The sequence below is a fragment of the Ensifer sp. 4252 genome (assembly GCF_050434565.1).
Taxonomy (GTDB): domain Bacteria; phylum Pseudomonadota; class Alphaproteobacteria; order Rhizobiales; family Rhizobiaceae; genus Ensifer.
In genome coordinates, this window is record NZ_JBNDIU010000001.1 from 674,664 (window position 1) to 695,751 (window position 21,088).

Here is a 21,088-nt window from a genome sequence, read left to right on the forward strand (position 1 = left end):
CCCTCGAACACATCAACGCCAAGACGCCCGGTCCTCCCAGCCGGGCGGGAAAAGGTCTTGTCATGCCCATTGCGCTCTTTGCATTGACGATCGCGGCCTATGCGATCGGAACCACCGAGTTCGTCATCGTCGGCCTGCTGCCGACGGTTGCCGACGATCTCCACATCACCCTGCCGCTCGCCGGCCTCATCGTCAGCGCCTATGCGCTCGGCGTCACCTTCGGAGCGCCGATCCTGACAGCGCTTACCGGCCGGATCGAGCGCAAGCCGCTGCTGGTCGGCCTGATGGCACTGTTCATCGTCGGCAACGCCGCAGCGGCGCTATCGCCGAGCTACGAGCCACTGCTTATCGCCCGCGTCATCTCCGCCTTCGCCCACGGCGTGTTCTTCTCCGTCGGCTCGACCATTGCCGCCGATCTCGTGCCCGAGGACCGCCGTGCCTCAGCCATCGCCATGATGTTTATGGGCCTGACGGTCGCCATCGTCACCGGCGTACCGTTCGGCACCTGGATCGGCCAGACCTTCGGCTGGCGCGCAACCTTCTGGGCCGTCACCGGGCTTGGCGTCATCGCTCTTGCCGCCATTGCAGCGCTGCTGCCGAATACGCTGACCAAGGCGCCGCCGGCACGGTTGATCGACCAAGTGCGCGTTCTCGGCTCCGGTCGGCTGCTGATCGTCTTCGCCATGACCGCGCTCGGCTACGGCGGCACCTTCGTTGCCTTCACCTTCCTGGCGCCGATCCTGCAGGAAATCACCGGCTTTTCGGCGGGCGCCGTCAGTCTGATCCTGGTGCTCTACGGGGTCGCGATCGCGATCGGCAACATCGCCGGCGGCAAGATCGCCAATCGCGATCCGGTGAAGGCTCTGGTTGGCCTGTTCCTTGCTCAAGCCGTCGTCCTGATGCTCTTCACCTTCACGGCGACCTCTCAAGCCTTGACGCTGGTGACGCTGGCGAGCCTCGGCTTCCTGTCGTTTGCCACCGTGCCCGGCCTGCAGCTCTATGTCGTACAGCTGGCCAAGCAGCATCGTCCCGGTGCCGTCGATGTTGCCTCGGCCCTCAACATTGCCGCCTTCAACCTCGGCATTGCCATCGGCGCCTGGCTCGGTGGCGTCATCGTTGCCTCGTCGCTTGGCCTTGGCATGACGCCGATGATCGGTTCCGTTCTGGTGGTGGGTGCGCTGCTGCTGACGCTTCTGAGCGGTGCGCTTGATCGCAAGGCAGAAACAGTCGCCCAGCCGGCTTGACCAAGCGGCCGTCTGGCCCACCTATATCCTCGCCTCTTTCCCGCCCGGCTCTTTGGCCGGGCGTTCTTAAAAAACAAGGAGTTCCCACATGCATTCGGTCAATTCCAACGGGGCCAACATCCCCGCGCTCGGCTTCGGCACCTTTCGCATGCCCGGTGCCGATGTGCTGCGCGTGCTGCCGGAAGCGCTGAAGCTCGGCTTCCACCACGTCGATACCGCCCAGATCTACGGCAACGAGGCCGAAGTCGGCGAGGCCATTCACAAATCAGGCATCGCCCGCGCCGATATCTTTCTAACCACCAAGGTCTGGGTCGACAAATATGCCCACCGCGATTTTCTCGCCTCTGTCGACGAGAGCCTGACGAAGCTCAAGACGGATCACGTCGACCTGCTTCTCCTGCATTGGCCGGGCGGCAGCGACGTGCCGATGGCCGAACGCATCGGCGCGCTGAACGAGGTGCAGAAGGCCGGCAAGGTTCGCCACATCGGCGTCAGCAACTTCAACACCGCCCAGATGGAAGAGGCGGTGAAGCTCAGCGACGCGCCGATCGCCACGAACCAGGTCGAATACCATCCCTATCTCGACCAGACGAAGGTGCTCGACACGGCCCGCAAGAACGGCATGTCGATCACCGCCTACTACGCCATGGCCAACGGCAAGATCCCGAACGAGCCGCTGCTGAAGGACATTGGTGCCCGCCACGGCAAGACCGCAGCACAGGTGACCTTGCGCTGGCTGGTGCAGCAGAAGGACGTGATCACCCTGTCGAAAACAGCAACGATCGAGCGACTGAAGGAAAACTTCGACATCTTCGACTTCGCGCTTGGCGACGGCGAGATGGCGGCAATCCATGGCCTCGCTCGTCCGGACGGCCGTATCGTCAGCCCCGAAGGCCTGTCGCCGGTCTGGGACAAGGCCGCCTGACGATAGTTTGCCGATCCGCCGCCGGTTGAGTTCCAAACCGGCGGCGGATGATCTATGCAGATCCCCAAGGGGATCGATGCCAATCTCCCCGGGGACGCGCTGTCGATGGGAGGGGCCGATGACGTCGAAGACCGTTGGGGTGGGCGACTTCGCTCCAGACTGGCCGGCCATCGTCGCCGTCGTGCTGGGTGTTACCGCCTTTTCCGTCGCTCAAGGGCTCACCTATCCGCTGATCTCGCTGTCGCTCGAAGGCCGCGGCGTCTCTGCCGCCACCATCGGGCTCAATGCGATGGGCTTTGCCGCCGGCCTTGCCGCGGCGACCCTTCTGCTCGGGAGACTGACAAAGCTTGCCTCGGCCGACAGGTTGATCATCGCCAGCCTCTGCGGCTGTTCGCTCTGCCTGGCAACGCTCGCATCAACAAGCTCGCTGCCGGTCTGGTTCATCGCCCGCTTCGCGCTCGGTTTCTTCGTCAGCATGGTGTTCATGCTGGGTGAAGCCTGGCTCAACACCGCCTGCCCGGACCGGCTGCGCGGCCGGGTTTCCGGGCTATACGGCGCCGGCATGTGCGGCGGTTTTGCCGCCGGGCCGCTGGCGATCCCGCTTCTCGGCACCAGCGGCGGCCTCGGCTTTGCACTGCTGGCGATCTACATTGCCCTCGTTGCCTTCCTCACCGGCCTTTTGACGATGGGCGCGCGGACGCGGCCGGAACCGTCGTCGACGCGCGATCTCTTCGCGTTCTTCCGGCACGCGCCGATCCTGATCCTGATGGTGCTGATGTTCGGCTTTGCCGATATCGCGGCGATCTCGGCGATGCCGGTCTATTTCGTCAAGACGGGCCACAGCCAGGCCTTTGCGGCGTTGAGCGTGACTGTGCTTGCGGTGCCGACGGCGCTGGCCCAGCCCTTTATCGGCGTGTTGCTCGACAAGTTGCCGCGTCGTCGGGTGGCGATATCAGCAGCCGCGGTGGCGGCAACCGGCTATCTCGCCATTCCGCTGGTCACCTCGGCACCGCTGCTATTGGCGCTGTTCGCGCTGATCGGCGCTGCCAGTTTCGCGCTCTATACGGCGGCGCTGACGATGCTCGGCGAGCAATATCGCGGCAGCATGCTGGTGGCTGGAAGTGCCGCCTTCGCGCTGGCCTATGCCGCCGGCAGTGCGGCCGGCTCGGGTGCCACCGGCTTTCTCATGACGCTGATCAATCCCACCGCCGGTCCGCTCGGCGTCGGCCTGGTGCTGGTCGTCTTCACGCTGATCTTTGCCCTCGCCGGCCGGCGATAGGCACTGCCGTCACCGTCCGCAAAGCCGCGCGAGCGCCTCGCCAAAAACCCGTGCTGCCGGCCCGAGCGGCTCGTCGATCCGATGCACGAGATAGGCCTCGGCAGAGACCTGGCTGTTGCGACCGAGCGAGGCCGTCGGCAAACGGACGAGCCGTCCTTCGGCGAGATCCCGCTCCACCTGCCAGAGCGGCAACCGCCCCCAGCCGAGCCCCGCCAGGATCATTGCATGTTTGGTGTCTTGGTTGCTGACGCGGCAGGTCTGCGGCGAAAGCACGCCGAAGTCGCGCCCCTCGGAACGCTGCGAGGGGTCCGACTGAACGATCTGCAGATGGTCGGCAAGTTCCAAGCTGCCGAGCACCCCGTTGACGGCGTTCAGGCCTAGCGGATGCCGTGCGGCAACCACTGCGATCAGGTGCACGTCCGTCAGCGCCTGCCGGCCGATGGCCGGATCGCGAAAGTCCTCACCGACCATGATGCCGAGCGTGAAGCGCCGTTCGATCAGGCCATCCAGCGGGCCGCCGAGTGGCGAGACGGCGAGCCTGATGGCAACGGAGGGATAGGCCACCCGCATTTCCTTCAATGCAGCGCCGACGGTCGCGATCGGGAACAGCGTATCTACGATCAAGGACAGTTCCAGCTCGACGCCTTCACCGAGGCCGCGCGCACGGGCACGCATGGCATCGACGCGCAGCAGGATGTCGCGCGCGTTGGCAAGCAAGGCTTGCCCTTCTGATGTCAGAACCGGCCGGTGGCCGGAGCGGTCGAACAGGGAAACGCCGAGCCCGGCCTCGAGATTGGCGATGGCGTGGCTGACGGCGGACTGGACGCGCGAAAGCCTGATAGCACCGGAGCGAAAACTGCCGCTTTCGGCAACCACCACGAAAGTCCGCATCTGGTCGAGGGTCAAGGCGTCAAGCATGATCGATTCCATAGATCAGTTTGATGAAAATTATATCACTTTTTCAGATCGGTTAAAGCCTCCATCCTCCCTGACAGCAGCGGCAGCGGCAGCGAACGCGCCGCAAGCCGACGCAAACGAACAAGGGAAACCGAAATGACAAAGATCCTCGTGCTTTACTACTCCTCCTACGGCCACATCGAGACCATGGCCGCGGCCGTTGCCGAAGGTGCGCGCGCGGCCGGCGCCAGCGTTACTGCGAAGCGGGTACCGGAGATCGTACCGGAAGCTGTCGCGATCAATGCCGGCTACAAGCGCGACCAGGATGCACCGGTCGCAAGCATTGCCGAATTGCCCGATTATGACGCGATCATCATCGGCACGCCGACGCGGTTCGGCAACATGGCCGCGCAGATGAAGAATTTTCTCGATCAGGCGGGCGGCATCTGGGCCAGGGATGCACTGGTCGGGAAAATCGGCAGCGTCTTCACCTCGACCGGCAGCCAGCATGGTGGCCAGGAGTCGACCATCCTCGCAACGCATACGGTGCTGCTGCACCTCGGCATGGTGATTGCCGGCCTGCCGTACAGCTTCAAGGGCCAGATGCGCATGGATGAAATCAGCGGCGGCTCGCCCTATGGCGCCTCGACGCTCGCCGACGACGGCAATGGCGGCGACCGGCAGCCAAGCGCCAACGAACTGGACGGCGCACGCTTCCAGGGCGGCCACGTCGCCGAACTGGCGTCAGCGCTGGTCGCCGGCAGGGCACGTGTGGCGGAGATGGCCTGATGTCGGCGGTCGTCGCTTTCGTCCCGGAGAGGACAAGCTGGATTGCAGTCACCGCCGTCGTTGCGGCCGGCATGGTCGCAGCGATGCAGGTCGGCAAGGGGCTGATCGCCGGCCCGCTTTTGCAGGCCGATCTCGGGCTCGACCTGACCGCACTCGGCTGGCTTACCTCCGTCTTTGCCATCGTCGGCGTTGTCGGCGGGATGCCGGCAGGCGCCATGGTCGCAGCCATCGGCGACCGGCGGATGCTCGGCGTCGGCATGGGCACCCTCGTGCTCGGCATCATGATCGGTGCCGCAAGCCCGAATTTCACGCTGCTCATCCTGTCGCGCATCTTCGAGGGGTTCGGCTTCCTGCTCGTTGTCGTTGCCGGTCCGGCAATCCTCATGCGCATTGTCGCCTCGGCGCGGCGCGACCTCGTCTTTGCGCTCTGGAGCTGTTTCATGCCGGCCGGCATGGCGATCGCCATGCTCTCGGGTTCGCTGTTTGCCAGCTGGCAGACGATCTGGTGGATCAACGGCCTCGTCGCGCTCCTCAGCCTGTTGACGGTCATCGCAGCGGTATCGCCCTCGCAGGTTAGGCCTCGCGCATCCGCCGGCGGCTTACTTGCGGACATGACCGCAACGCTGACAAGCCGCGGTCCGGTGCTGCTGTTTGTCCTTTTCGCCCTCTACAGCCTGATGACGTTCACGCTGTTCAGCTTCCTGCCGATCCTGCTCGTCGCGCGCATGAACGTTTCGCTCGGAACTGCCGGTGTGCTCAGTGCCCTCATCACGCTTGCCAACGTCATCGGCAATCTTGCCGCCGGCACCATGCTGTCCCGGGGCGTCGGCCGCGGCCGTCTGGTCATCGCCGCCGCCACACTGATGGGTGCCTCCGGCCTCTGGATCTTCCTTTCGCAATCGGGTGACACGGTAACGTCTGCACTGTGCGTGCTGTTTTCGGCGATCGGCGGGCTGATCCCCGCGACCTTGATCTCGACGGTGCCGATGCTGTCGCCGCGTCCGGCGCTCGCGCCGATGGCGATGGGTCTGCTGATGCAGGGGAGCAATCTCGGGCAGCTCGTCGGCCCGGTGGCCGTCGGAACCGCGATCGAAGCTTACGGCTGGACGTCGGGTGCCGCCTTCATTGGCGCAGGCGCTCTCTTCTGCACCCTCCTTGCGACCACCCTCGATCGCGTCCTTCGCACCAGGGTCGAGGAGAAGGCGTGATGGAGTATCTGTTCGACACCCTCTACGGCGCCGGCGCCGAACGGCTCAGCTTCGCCCCCGATTTCACCGGTCGCGCCTTCGTCCTTCGTCGCCCAGGTGGCAACCTGCTCGTCTACGCCTCGCGGCGACTTGCCGAAGAAGCCGGCAGCCTGCTGTCGGCGGGCGCGACCGTGCGGCAATATATCAACCACCACCATCAGGCGATGCCGTCTTGCGATTGGGCCTCAGGACACCTCGACGCACCGCTGTTCGGGCCGGAACTGGAACGCCGACAGATCCTGGCGCATTGCCGCATGGGCGGCAGCTTTGCCGACCGTGAAGCGCATTTCCCGGATTTCGAAGTGATCCCCACACCCGGGCACACGGCGGGCTCGGCCTGCTTTCTCTGGGACAATGGCCAACATCGGCATCTCTTCTCCGGCGATACGATCTACCTCACGGAAGGGCGGTGGATCGGCGCTGTCTTGCCCAGCAGCGACAGGGTGGCCTATCTCGCCTCGTTGGCGCTGATCAAGACACTCTCCTTCGACGTTCTGGTGCCCAGCCTGGCAAAAGGGCAACCGTTTCACCAAACCGATGCCCGGGAAACGCAAAGCCAGATCGATGCGATGATGCGGCGGCTGGAACGCGGCGCGGATGGTTAGAGCATTTCCAGGAAAAGTGCGAAGCGGTTTTCCGTCAGGAAATGCGCAAAAAACAGAGAGTTGGAGCGTCTCTACGACTCCATCCAAACCGGAAACGCTCTATCGTCGATCGAGGATAGGACACCCAGGCAACAAAAAACCCACCGGCGCGGGCACCGGTGGGTTTTCTTTAGACGCGTCCGAAAGGGATCAGACGAACTGGCTGAGGCCCGGGACCGAAGCGACGACTTCGTCGACCACGTCGGCGCCGGCTTTTTCCTTGGCGAAAGCAATGGTTTCCTTGGCGAGCGAGGTGATCTCGCCCATGCCGAGGCCCTGGCTCATCAGCTGCTGGCCGAGCGCCATGACGCCACCGCCGCCGATCGCCGACATCAGGCCGCCGAGCAGGCCGCCGCCGCCCGTGCCTTCGCCGTTATACTGTGCGATCAGGTCGGTCGCGCCCGGGATCGATTCGATCATCTGGGCAACCGGGCCGTCAGCCGCTTCGCGCTGCAGGAAGCCGAGAATCATCCCGACAGCCTTTTCGGCCGTCGCAGGCTCAAGGCCGACATTCTCCGTTACGCGCGTGACCAGTTCATTCATGGATAACTCCCTCGTTGAATTTTGACGTTGACGTCAAGGTAAATGATCGCTTCCGAAATGACAAGCAATGATGGATGGAATGCGGGGCAATCCACCAGCTTTCAAACAGCCCGTTGCGCATGCCGTCGCAGCGCAATTCTGCAGCTCCAGGGCGATCGTTTCACGCTCGCGACCGCTTGACAATGCGACCGATACGCCGCCGCCAACGCGGCATGTTCCGCAATCGCCTTGTTGCCGGGCGGAGCCGCACCGCCTATAACAGGATCGAGCCACATTTCGATGACGGGCCGCGACAAGCAAGCCGCGAACCGCCCGCTTTCATTGATGAAACGGAGATGAAGCCCACATGGTGGAAGAAGGCAAGCTCTTTATCGGCGCCAGCCGCAAGCCGGACGATACGATCAACAAAGGCGAATATCTCGACCTGAAATTCGGCAACCGCCACGGGCTCATCACCGGTGCCACCGGTACCGGCAAGACCATCACCCTGCAGGTCCTCGCCGAAGGGTTTTCGAACGCCGGCGTTCCGGTATTCTGCGCCGACGTCAAGGGCGACCTGTCGGGCATCGGCGCGATCGGCGAGACCAAGGACTTCATCCTCAAGCGCGCCGAACAGATTGGCCTGCCGACCAACCCCTACGATTTTCAGGAATTCCCGGTGATCTTCTGGGATCTCTACGGGGAAAAGGGCCACCGCGTCCGCACCACCATGTCGGAAATGGGGCCCCTCCTCCTGTCGCGGCTGATGCACGCGACCGATGCGCAGGAAGGCGTGCTCAACATCGCCTTCAAGATCGCCGACCAGGGCGGCCTGCCGCTGCTCGACCTGAAGGACCTGCAGGCGCTGCTCAACTATATGGGCGAGAACGCCACCCAGCTTTCCAACCAGTTCGGCTTCATCTCCAAGGCCTCTGTCGGCTCGATCCAGCGAGAACTTCTGATCCTGGAACAGCAGGGCGCCGAACATTTCTTCGGCGAACCGGCGCTGAAGATCACCGACATCATGCGCACGACCAATGACGGGCGCGGCGCGATCTCGGTGCTTGCAGCCGACAAGCTGATGATGAACCCGCGCCTTTACGCGACCTTCCTGCTCTGGCTCTTGTCCGAGCTGTTCGAGGAGTTGCCCGAAGTCGGCGATCCGGAAAAGCCGAAGCTGGTGTTCTTCTTCGACGAGGCGCATCTACTATTCAACGATGCGCCAAAGGTGCTGACAGAGCGCGTCGAACAGGTGGTGCGCCTCATCCGTTCCAAAGGCGTCGGCGTCTATTTCGTGACGCAGAACCCGCTCGACGTGCCGGAAACAATCCTCGGCCAGCTCGGCAACCGCGTTCAGCATGCGCTGCGCGCCTATACGCCGCGCGACCAGAAGGCGGTAAAGACCGCCGCCGACACCTTCCGTCCGAACCCGGAATTCGACTGCGCCACCGTCATCACCAATCTCGGCACCGGCGAAGCACTGGTCTCGACGCTCGAAGGCAAGGGCGCGCCAACGATGGTGGAGCGCACGCTGGTGCGCCCGCCGCAATCGCGCGTTGGCCCGCTGACGGCGGAAGAGCGTCAGAAGGTCATGGATGTCAGTCCCGTTCGCGGCCAGTATGACGAAGATTTCGACCGTGAATCGGCCTATGAAATGCTGACGGCGCGAGCCAGGAGAGCGGCGGAAGCGCAGCAGCAAGCCGAGCAGGCGCCCGTAGAGGCCAATACCGGCGGCGGCCGGTGGACACTTCCGGGCTTCGGCGACGAGGAGCCGGCGGCCCCAACCGGAAAGCAGGCCCGTCCGCGTTCCTCCGGATATCAACGCGAAACCGTGGTGGAAGCGGCGATGAAATCGGTCGCCCGCACCGTTGCAACCCAGGTCGGCCGCGCCCTGGTTCGCGGCATCCTCGGCAGCCTCAGCAGGCGCTAACACAAAAAAGGCGGCGGGCTGTCGCCAAGACGATACGAATGACGATCTCTGCACGCCCTGATCCGCCGGATCAGGGCGTGCCCGCATCTTGAAAGGAGCATTCCATGGACGTGAAAGATTCGAACGGCGCCATCCTCAACGACGGCGACAACGTCACCCTGATCAAGGACCTGAAGGTCAAGGGCACTTCGACGACGCTGAAGCGCGGCACCGTCGTCAAGGGCATTCGCCTCACCGACAATCCTGACGAAGTCGAATGTCGGGTGGAGAAGATCAAGGGCCTTGTGCTGCGCACGGAATTTCTGAAGAAGGCTTAGGGCCAGCGGCTAGATACCGACACGGCACAGAGGCGACTGGATTGCCTAGTGCCGTGTCTTGGCGACCGCGATACAGCTGGGTGGACGGCTGGTCAGCGCCAAATCACATCGTTGTGCCGAGGCGAATTCGTCCGTCAACTCCAACAGAGCCAACGCGATCTCGTCCCATCGCCATCCCGCCCGCTCCGCGAGATACGTCAACACCTCGAACTCCTCACGCATTGCAAACCTGCATTCGAATTCGCGCTCCGTGGGCGAGCCTATGTTCTTTGGTCCGGCGATCATCCCATTGCTCCTCCTGCACTATCAAACTCCGTTGGGGCGGACCGGGTTCGGTGACAGGGAACTTATTCCCCTCACGACAGGGGCCGTCAGGCAGGCAGGCATAAACCGCCTCTCGTCTTCCACGCCCGTTGGCGGATGCTCCCGGCCGCCCCTGCGTCAATGGAACCAATCGGTTCCTGGTCAGTTGCGGTAACACAGGAGGTACCGTTATGAAGAAACTCATTCTAGCTAGTCTTTTGTCGACCCTTGCTCTCTCCGGCGCCGCCTTGGCCCAGACCACGACCGTCGTGGTGCCGGGTGAGGTCAAAACCTATATCCTTCAACAGACCAGTCCTTCGGTCGTTTATGAAGGCACCGTCGTTGTGGGCGAGCCCCTGCCCGATGCGGTGGAGATTTACCCGATCCCGCAGCAGCCGACTTACGGCTACGTTGTCCTCAATGAGCAAAGGGTACTGGTTGACCCGCAAAGCCGGCGGGTGATCGAGGTTTTGCAATAGATTGAGGGGCCACGTCTCAAAAAAGCCCGGCGGAAGATCCACCGGGCTTATTTCTTTTGGATTACGTTTTGGAGGCCTCAAGCAACCGTCAGCGTGACGTCAATATTGCCCTTGGTCGCATGGCTGTAGGGGCAAACGATATGCGCCTTCTGGACCAGATCCTCGAGAACCGCCTTGTCGACGCCCGGCGACGAGATCTCAAGGGCCGCATCGATGCCGAAGCCGGTGCCGTCCTCACGCGGGCCGATGCCGACCGTGCCCGTCACCTTGGTGTCTTCGGGAAGCTTTACCTTCTCCTTGCCGGCGACGAACTTGAGCGCGCCGAGGAAGCAGGCGGAGTAGCCGGCAGCGAAAAGCTGTTCGGGATTAGTGCCGCGGGCGCCGTCGCCGCCGAGTTCCTTCGGCACGGTCAGCGTAACGTCGAGAACGCCATCGACGCTCTTGGCCTGGCCGGCGCGGCCACCGGTTGCAGATGCAGTGGTACGATAAAGAATGGGCATTGGCGGGGTCTCCTTTGCGTTTCGTTGTCGATGAGAATTACATACTGCAAAATTAAATTGCACGCAAATTAATTTTGCAAATTGCATTTTCGGCCCAAATTTGCGACAATGCTGAGATGACGACCAAAGCGGCACAATTCGACACACTCCCGGACGAGGCGCTGACGCTCGGCAAACAGCTCTGTTTCGCCGTCTATTCTGCTGCTCATGCCTTCAACCGCGCCTACAAGCCGCTGCTCGATCGTTTCGGCCTCACCTATCCGCAATATCTCGTGCTGCTGGCACTCTGGCAACAGGACGGAATGACGGTCAAACGTATCGGCGAAGAGATCGGGCTCGATTCGGGTACGTTGTCCCCTCTCCTGAAGAGGCTGGAGGCGGCAGGCTATGTCGGCCGCCAGCGCGACCCGGGCGACGAACGGCAGGTCATCGTCAGCCTGACGGCGAAAGGCCGCGACCTCAAGACGGAGGCCTTCGGCATTCTCGCTGATATCGGCAAGGCGTCGGGATGCAGCCTGGAGGAAGCCGGTGAAATCAGGGAAACCCTGCATCAGCTGACGCGACGGCTCTCCTCCAGCGAGAGCGAGAGCTGATCGCCACGCCGGTGGCAAATGTCGAAATTTCAAGACTTGAGAAACTTGCCGAGATCGGAGCGGCCGCGCCGATCTTCCCGGCACAAGACCGGGCGCCACAGGTCGGGCACCCGCACTATCTTGACACAGGGCGCTGTACGCGCAGATCAGACGACGAGGATCGGCGCCTTGCCGCGCACGCGGTCATAGAGATCCATGACATCCTGGTTGAGCATGCGCACGCAACCGGACGAAACCGCCTTGCCGATCGACTGCCATTCAGGCGAGCCATGCACGCGGTAAAGCGTGTCCTGCCCGTTCTGGAAGATATAAAGCGCACGGGCGCCCAGTGGGTTGTTGATACCCGGCGCCATGCCGCCATTGCTGGCCGAATACTTCGCCAGTTGTGGCTGGCGCGCGATCATCGAATCGGGCGGCGTCCAGCGCGGCCACGCCTTCTTCCACTGGATGACGCCGCGGCCGGACCAGGCAAAACCCTCGCGGCCAAGGCCGACGCCGTAGCGCAGCGCGCCGCCGCCCGGCTGGATCAGATAGAGGAACCGGTCGCCGGTATCGACGACGATCGTGCCCGGGCGCTCGCCGAAGGGATCGCTCACTTCCTGGCGATAGAAACGCGCGTCGATCTGGCGGTAAGGCACGGCCGGAATCTGGTAGCCGCCATCGTCGACAGCGGCGTAGATGTCGCCATAATAGGCGCTCTGCGGCGGCAGGCCCGTCGGTGACGGACCTTCCAAAATGCCCTCGGCACGCGGATCGACCCAACGCCCTTCAAGAGCAGGATTGCGGAAGACCGGCGCGGTTTCCTGGCGGAAGCGATCGGTGTTCATCGAGGACGTGCAGCTTGCAAGACCTGCCGAGGCAAGCGCGAGGCCGGATGTGCGGAGGAACTGGCGACGGGAGAAAATGACTGAAGAGGACATCGAACTCTGAAAGGCTTGAGTGCGGCGACGAACTGGAGTGCTGCACGAAATTGATTAATGAAACGATTCGCGCAGACCCGCCCAATTTAAGAATGCTGGCATCTACGGCTGGAACGAGGCTTGTGTCAGCAAACGTCGGATCGCGTTTGCGACAGCTTTTTCGGCGCTGCGCCGGCCCGGCTCAAATGCCGTCGGCGTTCAAGCCGGGCTGGCGCAACAGCGCCTCGAAATCCGCCGATGCAAGCGGGCGGCTGAAGAAGTAGCCCTGGATCTCGTCGCAACCGCTGTGGCGCAGGAACTCCACCTGCGCCTGGTTTTCGACCCCTTCGGCAATCACCCGCAGGCCGAGATTCTGTGCGAGCGATATGATCGCGGCGGTGATCGCCTTGTCGTCGACATCGGCCGGAATGTCCTCGATGAAGGAGCGGTCGATCTTCAGTCGACGCACGGGAAACCGCTTCAATGCACTGAGGCTCGAATATCCCGTGCCGAAATCGTCGATTGCCAGATGCACGCCGATCGCCTCCAGTTGGTGCATGGTCGCCAATGCGCCCGGCACGTCCTGCATGATCAGGCTCTCCGTCAGTTCCAGTTCGAGGTAGCACGGATCGAGCCCGACCTCGGCGAGTACGGCGGCGACATGCGCCGCCCAGTTTCGCTCGCGGAACTGCCGTGCAGAAACGTTGACGCTGACGATCAGCAACGGCAGCCCGGCCTCATGCCACGCCTTGCACTGACTGCAGGCGGCGCGCAGCACCCAGTCGCCGATCGGCACGATCAGCCCGGTCTCTTCGGCGAGCGGAATGAAATCGCCCGGGGAAATCATGCCACGCTCGGGATGCCGCCAGCGAAGCAGCGCTTCGGCGGCAAAGACCCGGCCGCTCTCGAGATTAACCTGCGGCTGGAAATGCAGCAGGAACTCTTCCTGCGCGATCGCCTGGCGCAACTCCGCCTGCTTCAACAGCTTTTCGTGGGCCTTGTCGGCCATTTCCTCGGTAAAGACCTGCAGATTGTTGCGGCCGAGTTCCTTGGCCCGGTACATAGCCATGTCGGCATTGGCGAGCAGCTCGCCGACCGTCTTGCCCTGGTTGGGGAAACAGGCGACACCCATGCTGCACGATATCTGCAGGCCGCGGCCGTTGATCTCCACGGGCGCGGCGATTGCCGCTCGAATATCCTCGAGCCGGGCGAGCACGACATCGCGCTCGCAGGGCAGGCCGTTCAGAAGAAGGATAAACTCGTCGCCGCCGACGCGCACGACCATGTCGGACTTGCGCACCGATGCGCGCATGCGCGTGGCCGTCACCTTGAGCAGTTCGTCGCCCGCCGCATGACCCAGCGTGTCGTTGACGAGCTTGAAGTTGTCGAGGTCGAGGAAGGCGAGCACCGCCCATTGCCCCGTTCCGCGCAGCGCCTCCAGGGCTTCGGCGACCTGCTCTTCGAATAGCGCCCGGTTCGGCAAGCCGGTCAGTGCGTCGTGGTGAGCCATGAAGCTGATGCGGTCCTCAGCCTGCTTGCGCTCGATCGCAATGCCCGCCAGGTGGGCGGCCATGGCGATCAGTTCCTTCTGCGGTTCGTCGGGAACGCACACGGTTTCCGAATAGAGGGCAAAGGTGCCGAGCACCTTTCGCTCGCGAGAATGGATCGGCGTCGACCAGCAGGCTCTGAATTCGTAAGGACGTACGATCTCGCGATAGTCCTCCCAGAGAGGGTCGTTGAAAATATCCGCAACGATCACCTGTTCGCCCCGCCAGGCGGCGGTGCCGCAGGAGCCGGCCTTGGGCCCGATCTCCACACCAATAGGCTTCGTCCAGGTTCGGTGCGGCGCCATGCAGCAAGCGGCGGCCGTCGGCCGACAGCAGCAGGATCGAGCCGCGGATGCGTGGCACCAGCGCTTCGATCAGCAGGATCAGCTCACGAAAGAACTCTTCGAGCGGCCGGCCGTTGGCGATCATCTCCAAGAGATGCGCCTGGCCTTCGAGCAGCCGTTCGGCAGCCTTGCGGTCGGAGATGTCGCGAGACACGCCGACGATGCCGACAATCTTGCCACTCTTGTTGCGCAGCGGCACCTTGGAGGTCATCAGCCAGCGATCGCGACCCTTGGTTACCATGGCGCGCTCTTCGATGCCGAAGATCGGCTCGCCCGTCTCGATCACCCGGCGCTCCACGGTGGCAATGACCTCGGCCAGATGTGGCGGATGCAGGTCGAAATCGGTCTTGCCGATGATGTCGCGAAGCGATTCCAGCCCGTTGTCGGCAACAGTGACGTGGTTGGCGATGAGGAAACGGCCCTCGGTATCCTTGGCATAGATGTAGTCGGGCACGTGGTTGATGATCGTTTCCAACCAGTAATGCCGGTCGGCAATGTCAGGGTCGGCGGGAAAGATCCGGCTCATCTCTTCGGCCAGGCGCGTGCTCGCGTCGATCAGGCGACGCGTATCCTCGTTGCCGCCCGCATTGAGGGCCGCATAACGCGGATTGCGGGACGTGTTCTTCGCCAAGCAAGGCCTCCGGAAGCACAATGTCGAGATCGGTCTGACTTCCCCAACCCACGATAGGCGGCCAAAGGTTAGCCGTCCCTAAATAAGACAAGGAAAATCGTGCAGAGGTTGCATTTGGTGCTCAACATAGCCGGAAAGAGGGGGCGGCGCGAGCCGCCCCATGCCAAATCAGGACAGAACCCTGCGCAATGGCGGAACCAGCATCAGTGCCTGGTCGGCAACGATCATCACGACGATTGCGATGCCGGTCAGCGGAAAGGCGAGCCCGAACAGCAGCGCCATCAGCCATAATCCCGCGTAGATGCTGCGGCGCGGCGGCATCGGCGGCACGCCGACGCGTCCGGCCGGGCGCCGTTTCCACCACATCACGACCGCCGAAACCGACACGAATATGATCGCCAGGCAGGCCGTGAGCATCAGCAACTGGTTGAACAGACCCCATTCCTGGCCCTTGTGAACGTTGACGCTCCATTCGATCGCCTTGCCGAGCGGTGGGTATTGGCCAAAGGCAATGTCCACCAGGGGCTCGCCGGAATATTGATCGATGTGCATCGTCCGTTCGCGGGCAAGATCAGCCGGAAAGATCGCCGCGGTGTAGACGCCGGTCTCGTCGCCGGGGATGGCCAGTTCATAGCCGGGAAGCATGCCGGCCTTGTCGGCAATCGCGACGGCCCGATCGAGCCCGATGGACGGCACGGAAGCATTGCTCACGGTCGACGTCGGAACGGGGGCGTTCTCCACCAGCCAGCCGGCCTTCGAGAGCACGTCGGTCGACACCTTCGCCGAGGTCGGAACGTCGTCCCAGAGCTGGGCCGGGTAGCCCATGCCGGCAGCCGTCAGCTTGCCGTTGACGGTCGAGCCCCAATAGCCGGACCAGAGCAGACCGGAAAAGGCGAGAAAGACGATGAGCAGCGCCGAGGCAATGCCCGTGACCGCATGCAGGTCGCGCCAGAACACCCGCCGTGCCGGCGCGCCGCGCACGGTGATCACGCCACCGGTCTGCTGTCGCGGCCACCAGAGATAGATACCGGTGAAGACGAGCAGGATCGCAAAGCCCGCAACGATCTCGATGATCGTTTCCACACGCTTGCCGAAAAAATCGAGGCTGTGCAGGTCCTCGACCACCTGATTGAACTCCTCGCTCGGGGCGACCATGTCGAGAATGTCGGCGGTGTAGGGATCGACATAGACCATCATCCGTCCGGCGCCGACGCCCACCGTCACGCGCGCCGACCGGTCGACGCCACCAGGCGTGCGATAGGCGACTGCCGTGCTGCCCGGCACCGCCTCGACGGCGTTGGCAACGATTGCGGAAGGCTGCAGTGGCACCTCCCCGACTGGAACGATATTGCGGTAGGCAAAGAGCGTGTCGTCGATCTCGTCGTTGAAGAGATAGAGCCCACCGGTCACGGCAAGGCTGATCATGAACGGAATAACCAGAAGGCCGGCGAAGAAGTGCCAGCGCCATATGGCGCGATAGAGTGAAATGCCGCGCGCGACGATATCAGGCAGTCGCGCCGCGCCGGAAAGAGATGCTGTCGTCATGGGTGTCCCCCGCGGGAAAAGCCCGGCGATGACCAGCCGGCGGCTTACCCTTGCTTGAAGTCTGGAAATGGTGGTTGCGCCAACCCCTGGAGTGAACGCGCCGCACGAGAAGCTCGCGTCGACGGCGCTCCGTCCTGGCATTCAACCCTTCAAAGGCAGATCAGGCAGCAAGCCGCGGGGGGGCACGCGGCCCGGAGCCCGCCAGCAGTACCGGTCGGGCAAGCAGAAGCTCCGCTGCGGGCGACGAGAGCGCCAGGAAGACGGACGAAACCTTGACCGGAAACACCTGTGGCGGAGGCAGGGCGACCGGCGCAGCGAGGCAGCAGGATTGGCAACCATGGGCCTTCGTGCCACCCTTGCCATCCGGATCGTCATGGCCGCTGAGGCAGAGGTCGGGAAGCGAGCCGTCGGGCAGGACATAAGCTGCCATCTCGGGTGCTGCCGACATGGCGGCACCCGCTGGCAGCTGAACCAGGGCTGAAACGGCGAAGACCAGCGCGCAGACGATGCGCACTGCCAGGTTCGTCCCGATCCATTCTCGCCGCCGCTGCGCCAAGCAGGCCTCCAAAATCGATGCCGGGATTGCTAAAGCGCGACGTGTTGAAAGACAAGGCGTCTTGCCGTCGCACCGATCGTTTCATCAAAAGATTTCATGCGAGATATCAACGCTTGCGGGTTCTTGTGGTCCCCGCGATTTCCTATGACGAGGACAGGCAAACGGCAGGAGGAAACCGGACATGCTGACGATCTATGGCGTCTATCGCTCGCGCGCATCGCGCAATTACTGGATGGCGGGAGAACTCGGCATTCCTTTCAAATCCGTGCCGGTGATCCAGGCGCGCCGGCTGGCCGATCCGCTGGCCGAAGACGCGCCCATCAACACCAAGTCGGTGCGCTTTCTTGCCGTCAATCCGATGGGATTGATCCCGGCGATCGACGACGACGGTCTTGTTCTCACGGAATCCCTTGCCAACAATCTCTATCTCGCCCGCAAATATGGTGGCTCGCTTGCGCCGGCCGACGTCCGGGAAGAAGGGCTGATGGGCAACTGGACGATGTGGGCGGCAACGGAAGTGGAGCCGCATGCCGTCCGCATCATTCTCACCTATGACGACCGCGCTGAAAATACCGATGAGGGCAAGGCGAAGATCGCGGCCGCCGCTGCAGCATTGGGCAAGGCCTTTGCCTGCCTCGAAAACCATCTCGACGGCCGCGACCATATCGTCGGCGACCGCTTCACCGTTGCCGATCTCAACCTCGCGGAGGTTTTCCGCTACGCCATGAGCCAGACGGAACTGTTCGACCGGCATCCCAAGGTCAAGGCGTGGCTGGCGCGCGGCCAGTCGCGTCCGGCTTTCAAGGCGATGATGGAGGTTCGGTCGAAGGAAGCCGAATAGGCATCGCACCGTAGCGATCGAAGTTAGACCCGGCGCACTCGGGGCGTCGCTAGTCTCTCGCTGGCGATACCCCAAAACGGGCGCGTGGCGCCTTGAGGTCGAGCAGCCGCATGCCCTCTTCGACCTCGTCGCGCACCCAACGCTTGAACGCCGTGGCGGCCTTGCTCTCCCGCCTTGAGGGCGAACTGACGAAGTAGTGGCCGTAGCCGGTTCTTGCGCGAATGCCGAAGGGAACGACGAGGCTGCCCTCGGTCACGGCGAAACCGGCCAGCGTCTGCCAGGCGAGCATCACGCCCTGGCCGGCGATCGCCGCATCGAGCACGAGTGAGGCCTCGTTGAAGGTATGGCGCACGCCCAATTCGGCGCCGGAGAGCCCGACCTCGCGCAGCCAGACCTCCCAGGTAAACATCGAATGGCCATCGATGACCGCCGGCATCTTTAGAATATCTGCAGGCTCGCGCAGGTTTTCAGCCATCGCCGGCGAGCAGACCGGGAAGACCTCCTGCTCCAGCAACAGCTCCGATTTAACCCCCGGCCAGCGGCCCTCACCAACACGAATGCCGACATCGACATCCGACGTATCGAGATTGACCAGCCTGGTGGTCGCATCGATGCGCAGCCTGATATCAGGATGGCGCTCGGCAAAACGGTTGAGCCGGTAGACCAGCCAGCGGGCGGCAAAGACCGGAGCGACGGAGATCGTCAGCACCGATTCGTCCCGCCGACGCGCCGAGGCAACCGCCTCGGCCAGTTCGCCGAACGCATTGCTCAGTCGCGCCAGAAACAGCCGACCGAAGTCCGTGGGCACCAACCCGCGCGATGTGCGCTCGAACAGGATGCGGCCAAGTTGCGCCTCGGTCTTGGCAATCTGCTGGCTGACCGCGCCGGGCGTCACCCCCAGTTCCTCGGAGGCCGTAGCCAGCGAACCCAGGCGACCGGCCGCCTCGACCGCGCGCAAACCGTTCAGGTGAATGGCGTTCAGTTCTCTCATATAGTTTTTCTAAACCTGTCATTCGGCAATCTCAATTGAAATCGTGACCAAACAGGCAGATGCTCTGAAGCATTGAAAGGATGGTCCGCCATGCTGAAGATTTTCTCCCTGCTGAAACCGACCCGATACATGACCAACACCCGACAGGACGCCTCGCTCTCCTGGGCGCGCGACCCGTTGCAGCATCCCGACCTCGAACGAATGGACGGGCGCGAACTCGGCGACCTGCCCTTCCCGGGCTGGCCCTGGCCGCGGACTGGCAATTGCGACTGCGCCTCGGCGGCCAGGCGATGAGCCACCCGCCGGCCAAGCATGATGGACGCCCGAGCGAAGACCTCGACGGCCCTTTTGCCCGCGTCGTGAAACTCGCCGACACCGCCGGTCTGCCGGAGGTGTCGCTCGGCACCTCCTATGGAACGCCCGCTCTGCTGGTGAAGGGCAAGAGCTTCACGCGCATGAAGGATGCAGAAACCCTGGTGGTCATGTGTGCGCTCGAAGAAAAGGAAATGCTGCTGGAACTCGATCCGGCCCTGTTCTTCGAAACCGATCACTACAAGGGGTGGCCGGCGATGCTGGTGCGTCTTGGCGCGATCGACGACGCAAGCCTGACGCAAAGACTGGTCGCCGCCTGGCGCGAAAAGGCGCCACGCAAACTCTCTGCTGGCTTTTCGGCATGAGGGCGCTCGTCAACGTGGCATTACTGACCCGCGAACGCGCACCGTCAACCGTTTAGCCCAACGCCCGGGCGTTACCGATGGATCGGCGGTTCTTGGCCGCTGCCCTCAATACAAGCGAACGTGATCGCACAGCGCAGTTTCGATCAGGAGCGGCGCCACGCCAGGCCCCGCGCCTCGACCGTCTTGATCCACCCGTCCTTGCAATCGCTATAGGCGTGGGAGTCGTCCGAGTGAAGGTCCCGGCATCTGGCCTTCTCATGATCGTAGGCGGCAGCAATCTGCGGATGGCTGCGCAGATAGTCGCGGAAGGCGAGATGGCGCTCGATCTCCGGCGAGCCAGCGCGATAGGCGTGCAACTGAACGAGCCTGCGTCCGGTCGCCGGATCGCTCTTGGTGCAATAGCGGCGACCGGGCAGACCGAGCTCGCCCCACCATTCGTAGCCATGCGCCTCGATCTCCCCGCGACGGCCGTCGAGCTCCGCCAGGTCCGCCACAACTGGCATGAGATCGAGAACCGGCTTGGCGTGGATCGCCGGAATGGCGGTCGAGCCGATGTGATGGACGGCCAGCAGACACGATCCGACGATCGAGGCGAACAACTGCCCTTCTGCCTGCGCATTCTCCGCCCATCGCGGGTCATGCGGCAACAACTCAACTTTGATCGGTGGGGGCAAATCGACACTCCTCGTCACATCGGGCACAGCGGATCATCGGGTTGATACCCGGGAAATGCCGATTCCGCCATGTGCCCAATGCCCCCGACAGTCGAACCGAACAAACGGATCGGTTAACTGCGGACGGCATAAACAAGGCTGACGGTGCCGTCCGGGCGCGATGTCGCGTCGTTGAGCCGCAGGCGATGCCGCTTTGCGATCGTTGCAAACAGCGCCTTGCCCTCCCCCACCACCAGCGGGTGGATCGTCAGGCGCAGTTCATCGATGAGGCCCTGGTCGAGCAGGCTGGACACCGTCTGCGCGCCACCGACGACATAGATCGTCTTGCCCGGTCGCTGCCGCAAGGCGTCGACGTCCGCTGCGTCCCGCAGCACCGTCGTGTTTGCCCAGCGGACACCGTCGAGCGTGTTGGACAGCACATAGTGCGGCGTGTTCAGGGCGAAGTCGGCGTATTCGATTTCCTCTGATGTCGGCAGGCTCCCGCTCAATTCCAGCGCGCCGTGCGGGTCGGCCTTGATCGCGCTCCAATATTGCTCGTAGCCCGAATACATACCGCTCCCGAGCACACACGCGTCGATTTCGGGCAACAGATCGAACGTATCCGACCAGGAATCCACCCAGTCGGCATAGCCATTGGGTCCGTCGATCTTGCCATCGATGGACATTTGCATGCCGGCAACAACCTTGCGCATTTCCGTCTCCTCTTCGGTCCTC

23 protein-coding genes and 2 pseudogenes are annotated in these 21,088 nt (G+C 63.2%); 14 read left to right on the forward strand and 11 right to left on the reverse strand.

Features of this window, described 5'->3' with window-relative positions; genetic code table 11:
- Positions 1-62: 62 nt before the first annotated feature.
- From ABIE33_RS03350 to ABIE33_RS03360, 3 genes are all read left to right on the forward strand, one after another.
- On the forward strand, positions 63-1,244 hold the full coding sequence (locus ABIE33_RS03350; RefSeq protein WP_429121351.1) for an MFS transporter: 1,182 nt from the start codon (positions 63-65) through the stop codon (positions 1,242-1,244).
- A gap of 88 nt (positions 1,245-1,332) precedes the next feature.
- Positions 1,333-2,169: an aldo/keto reductase gene (locus ABIE33_RS03355; protein WP_429121354.1), complete on the forward strand. Its 837-nt coding sequence runs from the start codon at positions 1,333-1,335 to the stop codon at positions 2,167-2,169.
- 118 nt (positions 2,170-2,287) lie between these two features.
- Complete coding sequence (locus ABIE33_RS03360) at positions 2,288-3,448, forward strand: MFS transporter (protein ID WP_429121357.1); 1,161 nt, start codon at positions 2,288-2,290, stop codon at positions 3,446-3,448.
- A gap of 9 nt (positions 3,449-3,457) precedes the next feature.
- Here ABIE33_RS03360 and ABIE33_RS03365 read toward each other — a convergent pair whose 3' ends face one another.
- Positions 3,458-4,366, reverse strand: coding sequence for a LysR family transcriptional regulator (locus tag ABIE33_RS03365; protein ID WP_429121360.1), 909 nt, complete (start codon positions 4,364-4,366; stop codon positions 3,458-3,460).
- Between ABIE33_RS03365 and ABIE33_RS03370 the strand changes: the two genes are divergently transcribed.
- From ABIE33_RS03370 to ABIE33_RS03385, 4 genes are read left to right on the forward strand one after another with little or no spacing between them, the layout of a single operon-like run.
- Positions 4,365-4,505: a hypothetical protein gene (locus ABIE33_RS03370; RefSeq protein WP_429121362.1), complete on the forward strand. Its 141-nt coding sequence runs from the start codon at positions 4,365-4,367 to the stop codon at positions 4,503-4,505. The genes ABIE33_RS03365 and ABIE33_RS03370 overlap by 2 nt on opposite strands.
- Positions 4,502-5,134 (forward strand): NAD(P)H:quinone oxidoreductase, encoded by a 633-nt coding sequence (wrbA, locus tag ABIE33_RS03375; RefSeq protein ID WP_429121365.1) that lies wholly within the window; start codon positions 4,502-4,504, stop codon positions 5,132-5,134. The genes ABIE33_RS03370 and wrbA overlap by 4 nt, the downstream gene beginning before the upstream one ends.
- On the forward strand, positions 5,134-6,342 hold the full coding sequence (locus tag ABIE33_RS03380; RefSeq protein ID WP_429121368.1) for a CynX/NimT family MFS transporter: 1,209 nt from the start codon (positions 5,134-5,136) through the stop codon (positions 6,340-6,342). The genes wrbA and ABIE33_RS03380 overlap by 1 nt, the downstream gene beginning before the upstream one ends.
- Positions 6,342-6,986: an MBL fold metallo-hydrolase gene (locus ABIE33_RS03385; RefSeq protein WP_429121370.1), complete on the forward strand. Its 645-nt coding sequence runs from the start codon at positions 6,342-6,344 to the stop codon at positions 6,984-6,986. The genes ABIE33_RS03380 and ABIE33_RS03385 overlap by 1 nt, the downstream gene beginning before the upstream one ends.
- Before the next feature lie 189 nt (positions 6,987-7,175).
- On the opposite strand, the pseudogene ABIE33_RS03390 reads toward ABIE33_RS03385, so the two are convergent.
- Positions 7,176-7,574 (reverse strand): annotated as a pseudogene (locus ABIE33_RS03390) (hypothetical protein); the annotation flags it as partial.
- A 340-nt stretch (positions 7,575-7,914) separates the two neighbouring features.
- Here ABIE33_RS03390 and ABIE33_RS03395 point away from each other — a divergent pair.
- A complete protein-coding gene (locus ABIE33_RS03395) occupies positions 7,915-9,477 on the forward strand; it encodes a helicase HerA-like C-terminal domain-containing protein (protein WP_429121373.1) in 1,563 nt (520 codons plus the stop codon).
- Positions 9,478-9,581: 104 nt separating this feature from the next.
- The gene (locus tag ABIE33_RS03400) at positions 9,582-9,794 is read left to right on the forward strand and encodes an alkylphosphonate utilization protein (RefSeq protein WP_025426258.1); all 213 of its coding nucleotides are present in this window, start codon (positions 9,582-9,584) and stop codon (positions 9,792-9,794) included.
- A gap of 45 nt (positions 9,795-9,839) precedes the next feature.
- On the opposite strand, the gene ABIE33_RS03405 is transcribed toward ABIE33_RS03400, so the two are convergent.
- Entirely contained in the window at positions 9,840-10,079 is a 240-nt protein-coding gene (locus tag ABIE33_RS03405; protein WP_429121377.1) for a hypothetical protein, read from the reverse strand.
- A 209-nt stretch (positions 10,080-10,288) separates the two neighbouring features.
- On the opposite strand from ABIE33_RS03405, the gene ABIE33_RS03410 reads away from it, so the two are divergent.
- On the forward strand, positions 10,289-10,576 hold the full coding sequence (locus ABIE33_RS03410) for a DUF1236 domain-containing protein (RefSeq protein WP_429121380.1): 288 nt from the start codon (positions 10,289-10,291) through the stop codon (positions 10,574-10,576).
- A gap of 77 nt (positions 10,577-10,653) precedes the next feature.
- On the opposite strand, the gene ABIE33_RS03415 is transcribed toward ABIE33_RS03410, so the two are convergent.
- Positions 10,654-11,076 carry an organic hydroperoxide resistance protein gene (locus ABIE33_RS03415; RefSeq protein ID WP_429121383.1) on the reverse strand — a complete coding sequence of 141 codons (423 nt, stop codon included), beginning with the start codon at positions 11,074-11,076 and terminating at the stop codon, positions 10,654-10,656.
- A gap of 116 nt (positions 11,077-11,192) precedes the next feature.
- On the opposite strand from ABIE33_RS03415, the gene ABIE33_RS03420 reads away from it, so the two are divergent.
- Positions 11,193-11,669 carry a MarR family winged helix-turn-helix transcriptional regulator gene (locus ABIE33_RS03420; protein WP_429121385.1) on the forward strand — a complete coding sequence of 159 codons (477 nt, stop codon included), beginning with the start codon at positions 11,193-11,195 and terminating at the stop codon, positions 11,667-11,669.
- Between the two features lie 146 nt (positions 11,670-11,815).
- On the opposite strand, the gene ABIE33_RS03425 is transcribed toward ABIE33_RS03420, so the two are convergent.
- The 4 genes and pseudogenes from ABIE33_RS03425 to ABIE33_RS03440 form a co-directional block, all read right to left on the reverse strand.
- Positions 11,816-12,589, reverse strand: a complete 774-nt coding sequence (locus ABIE33_RS03425; protein ID WP_429121387.1) for a L,D-transpeptidase family protein — start codon at positions 12,587-12,589, stop codon at positions 11,816-11,818.
- Between the two features lie 181 nt (positions 12,590-12,770).
- Positions 12,771-15,090 (reverse strand): annotated as a pseudogene (locus tag ABIE33_RS03430) (sensor domain-containing protein).
- A gap of 168 nt (positions 15,091-15,258) precedes the next feature.
- Positions 15,259-16,635: a PepSY-associated TM helix domain-containing protein gene (locus ABIE33_RS03435; RefSeq protein WP_429121390.1), complete on the reverse strand. Its 1,377-nt coding sequence runs from the start codon at positions 16,633-16,635 to the stop codon at positions 15,259-15,261.
- 160 nt (positions 16,636-16,795) lie between these two features.
- Entirely contained in the window at positions 16,796-17,191 is a 396-nt protein-coding gene (locus ABIE33_RS03440; RefSeq protein WP_429121393.1) for a hypothetical protein, read from the reverse strand.
- Positions 17,192-17,372: 181 nt separating this feature from the next.
- Between ABIE33_RS03440 and ABIE33_RS03445 the strand changes: the two genes are divergently transcribed.
- The gene (locus tag ABIE33_RS03445; protein ID WP_429121395.1) at positions 17,373-18,032 is read left to right on the forward strand and encodes a glutathione S-transferase family protein; all 660 of its coding nucleotides are present in this window, start codon (positions 17,373-17,375) and stop codon (positions 18,030-18,032) included.
- 49 nt (positions 18,033-18,081) lie between these two features.
- On the opposite strand, the gene ABIE33_RS03450 is transcribed toward ABIE33_RS03445, so the two are convergent.
- Positions 18,082-19,023: a LysR substrate-binding domain-containing protein gene (locus ABIE33_RS03450; protein WP_429121397.1), complete on the reverse strand. Its 942-nt coding sequence runs from the start codon at positions 19,021-19,023 to the stop codon at positions 18,082-18,084.
- Between the two features lie 90 nt (positions 19,024-19,113).
- Here ABIE33_RS03450 and ABIE33_RS03455 point away from each other — a divergent pair, with 90 nt between their 5' ends.
- Positions 19,114-19,317 (forward strand): hypothetical protein, encoded by a 204-nt coding sequence (locus ABIE33_RS03455; protein ID WP_429121400.1) that lies wholly within the window; start codon positions 19,114-19,116, stop codon positions 19,315-19,317.
- A complete protein-coding gene (locus ABIE33_RS03460; RefSeq protein WP_429121403.1) occupies positions 19,287-19,700 on the forward strand; it encodes an MmcQ/YjbR family DNA-binding protein in 414 nt (137 codons plus the stop codon). Before ABIE33_RS03455 ends, ABIE33_RS03460 begins: the two co-directional genes overlap by 31 nt.
- 143 nt (positions 19,701-19,843) lie before the next feature.
- On the opposite strand, the gene ABIE33_RS03465 is transcribed toward ABIE33_RS03460, so the two are convergent.
- Together ABIE33_RS03465 and ABIE33_RS03470 are read right to left on the reverse strand one after the other, a co-directional pair.
- Positions 19,844-20,374, reverse strand: a complete 531-nt coding sequence (locus tag ABIE33_RS03465; RefSeq protein ID WP_429121406.1) for a GrpB family protein — start codon at positions 20,372-20,374, stop codon at positions 19,844-19,846.
- 113 nt (positions 20,375-20,487) lie between these two features.
- On the reverse strand, positions 20,488-21,066 hold the full coding sequence (locus tag ABIE33_RS03470) for a dihydrofolate reductase family protein (RefSeq protein ID WP_429121409.1): 579 nt from the start codon (positions 21,064-21,066) through the stop codon (positions 20,488-20,490).
- Positions 21,067-21,088: the final 22 nt, after the last annotated feature.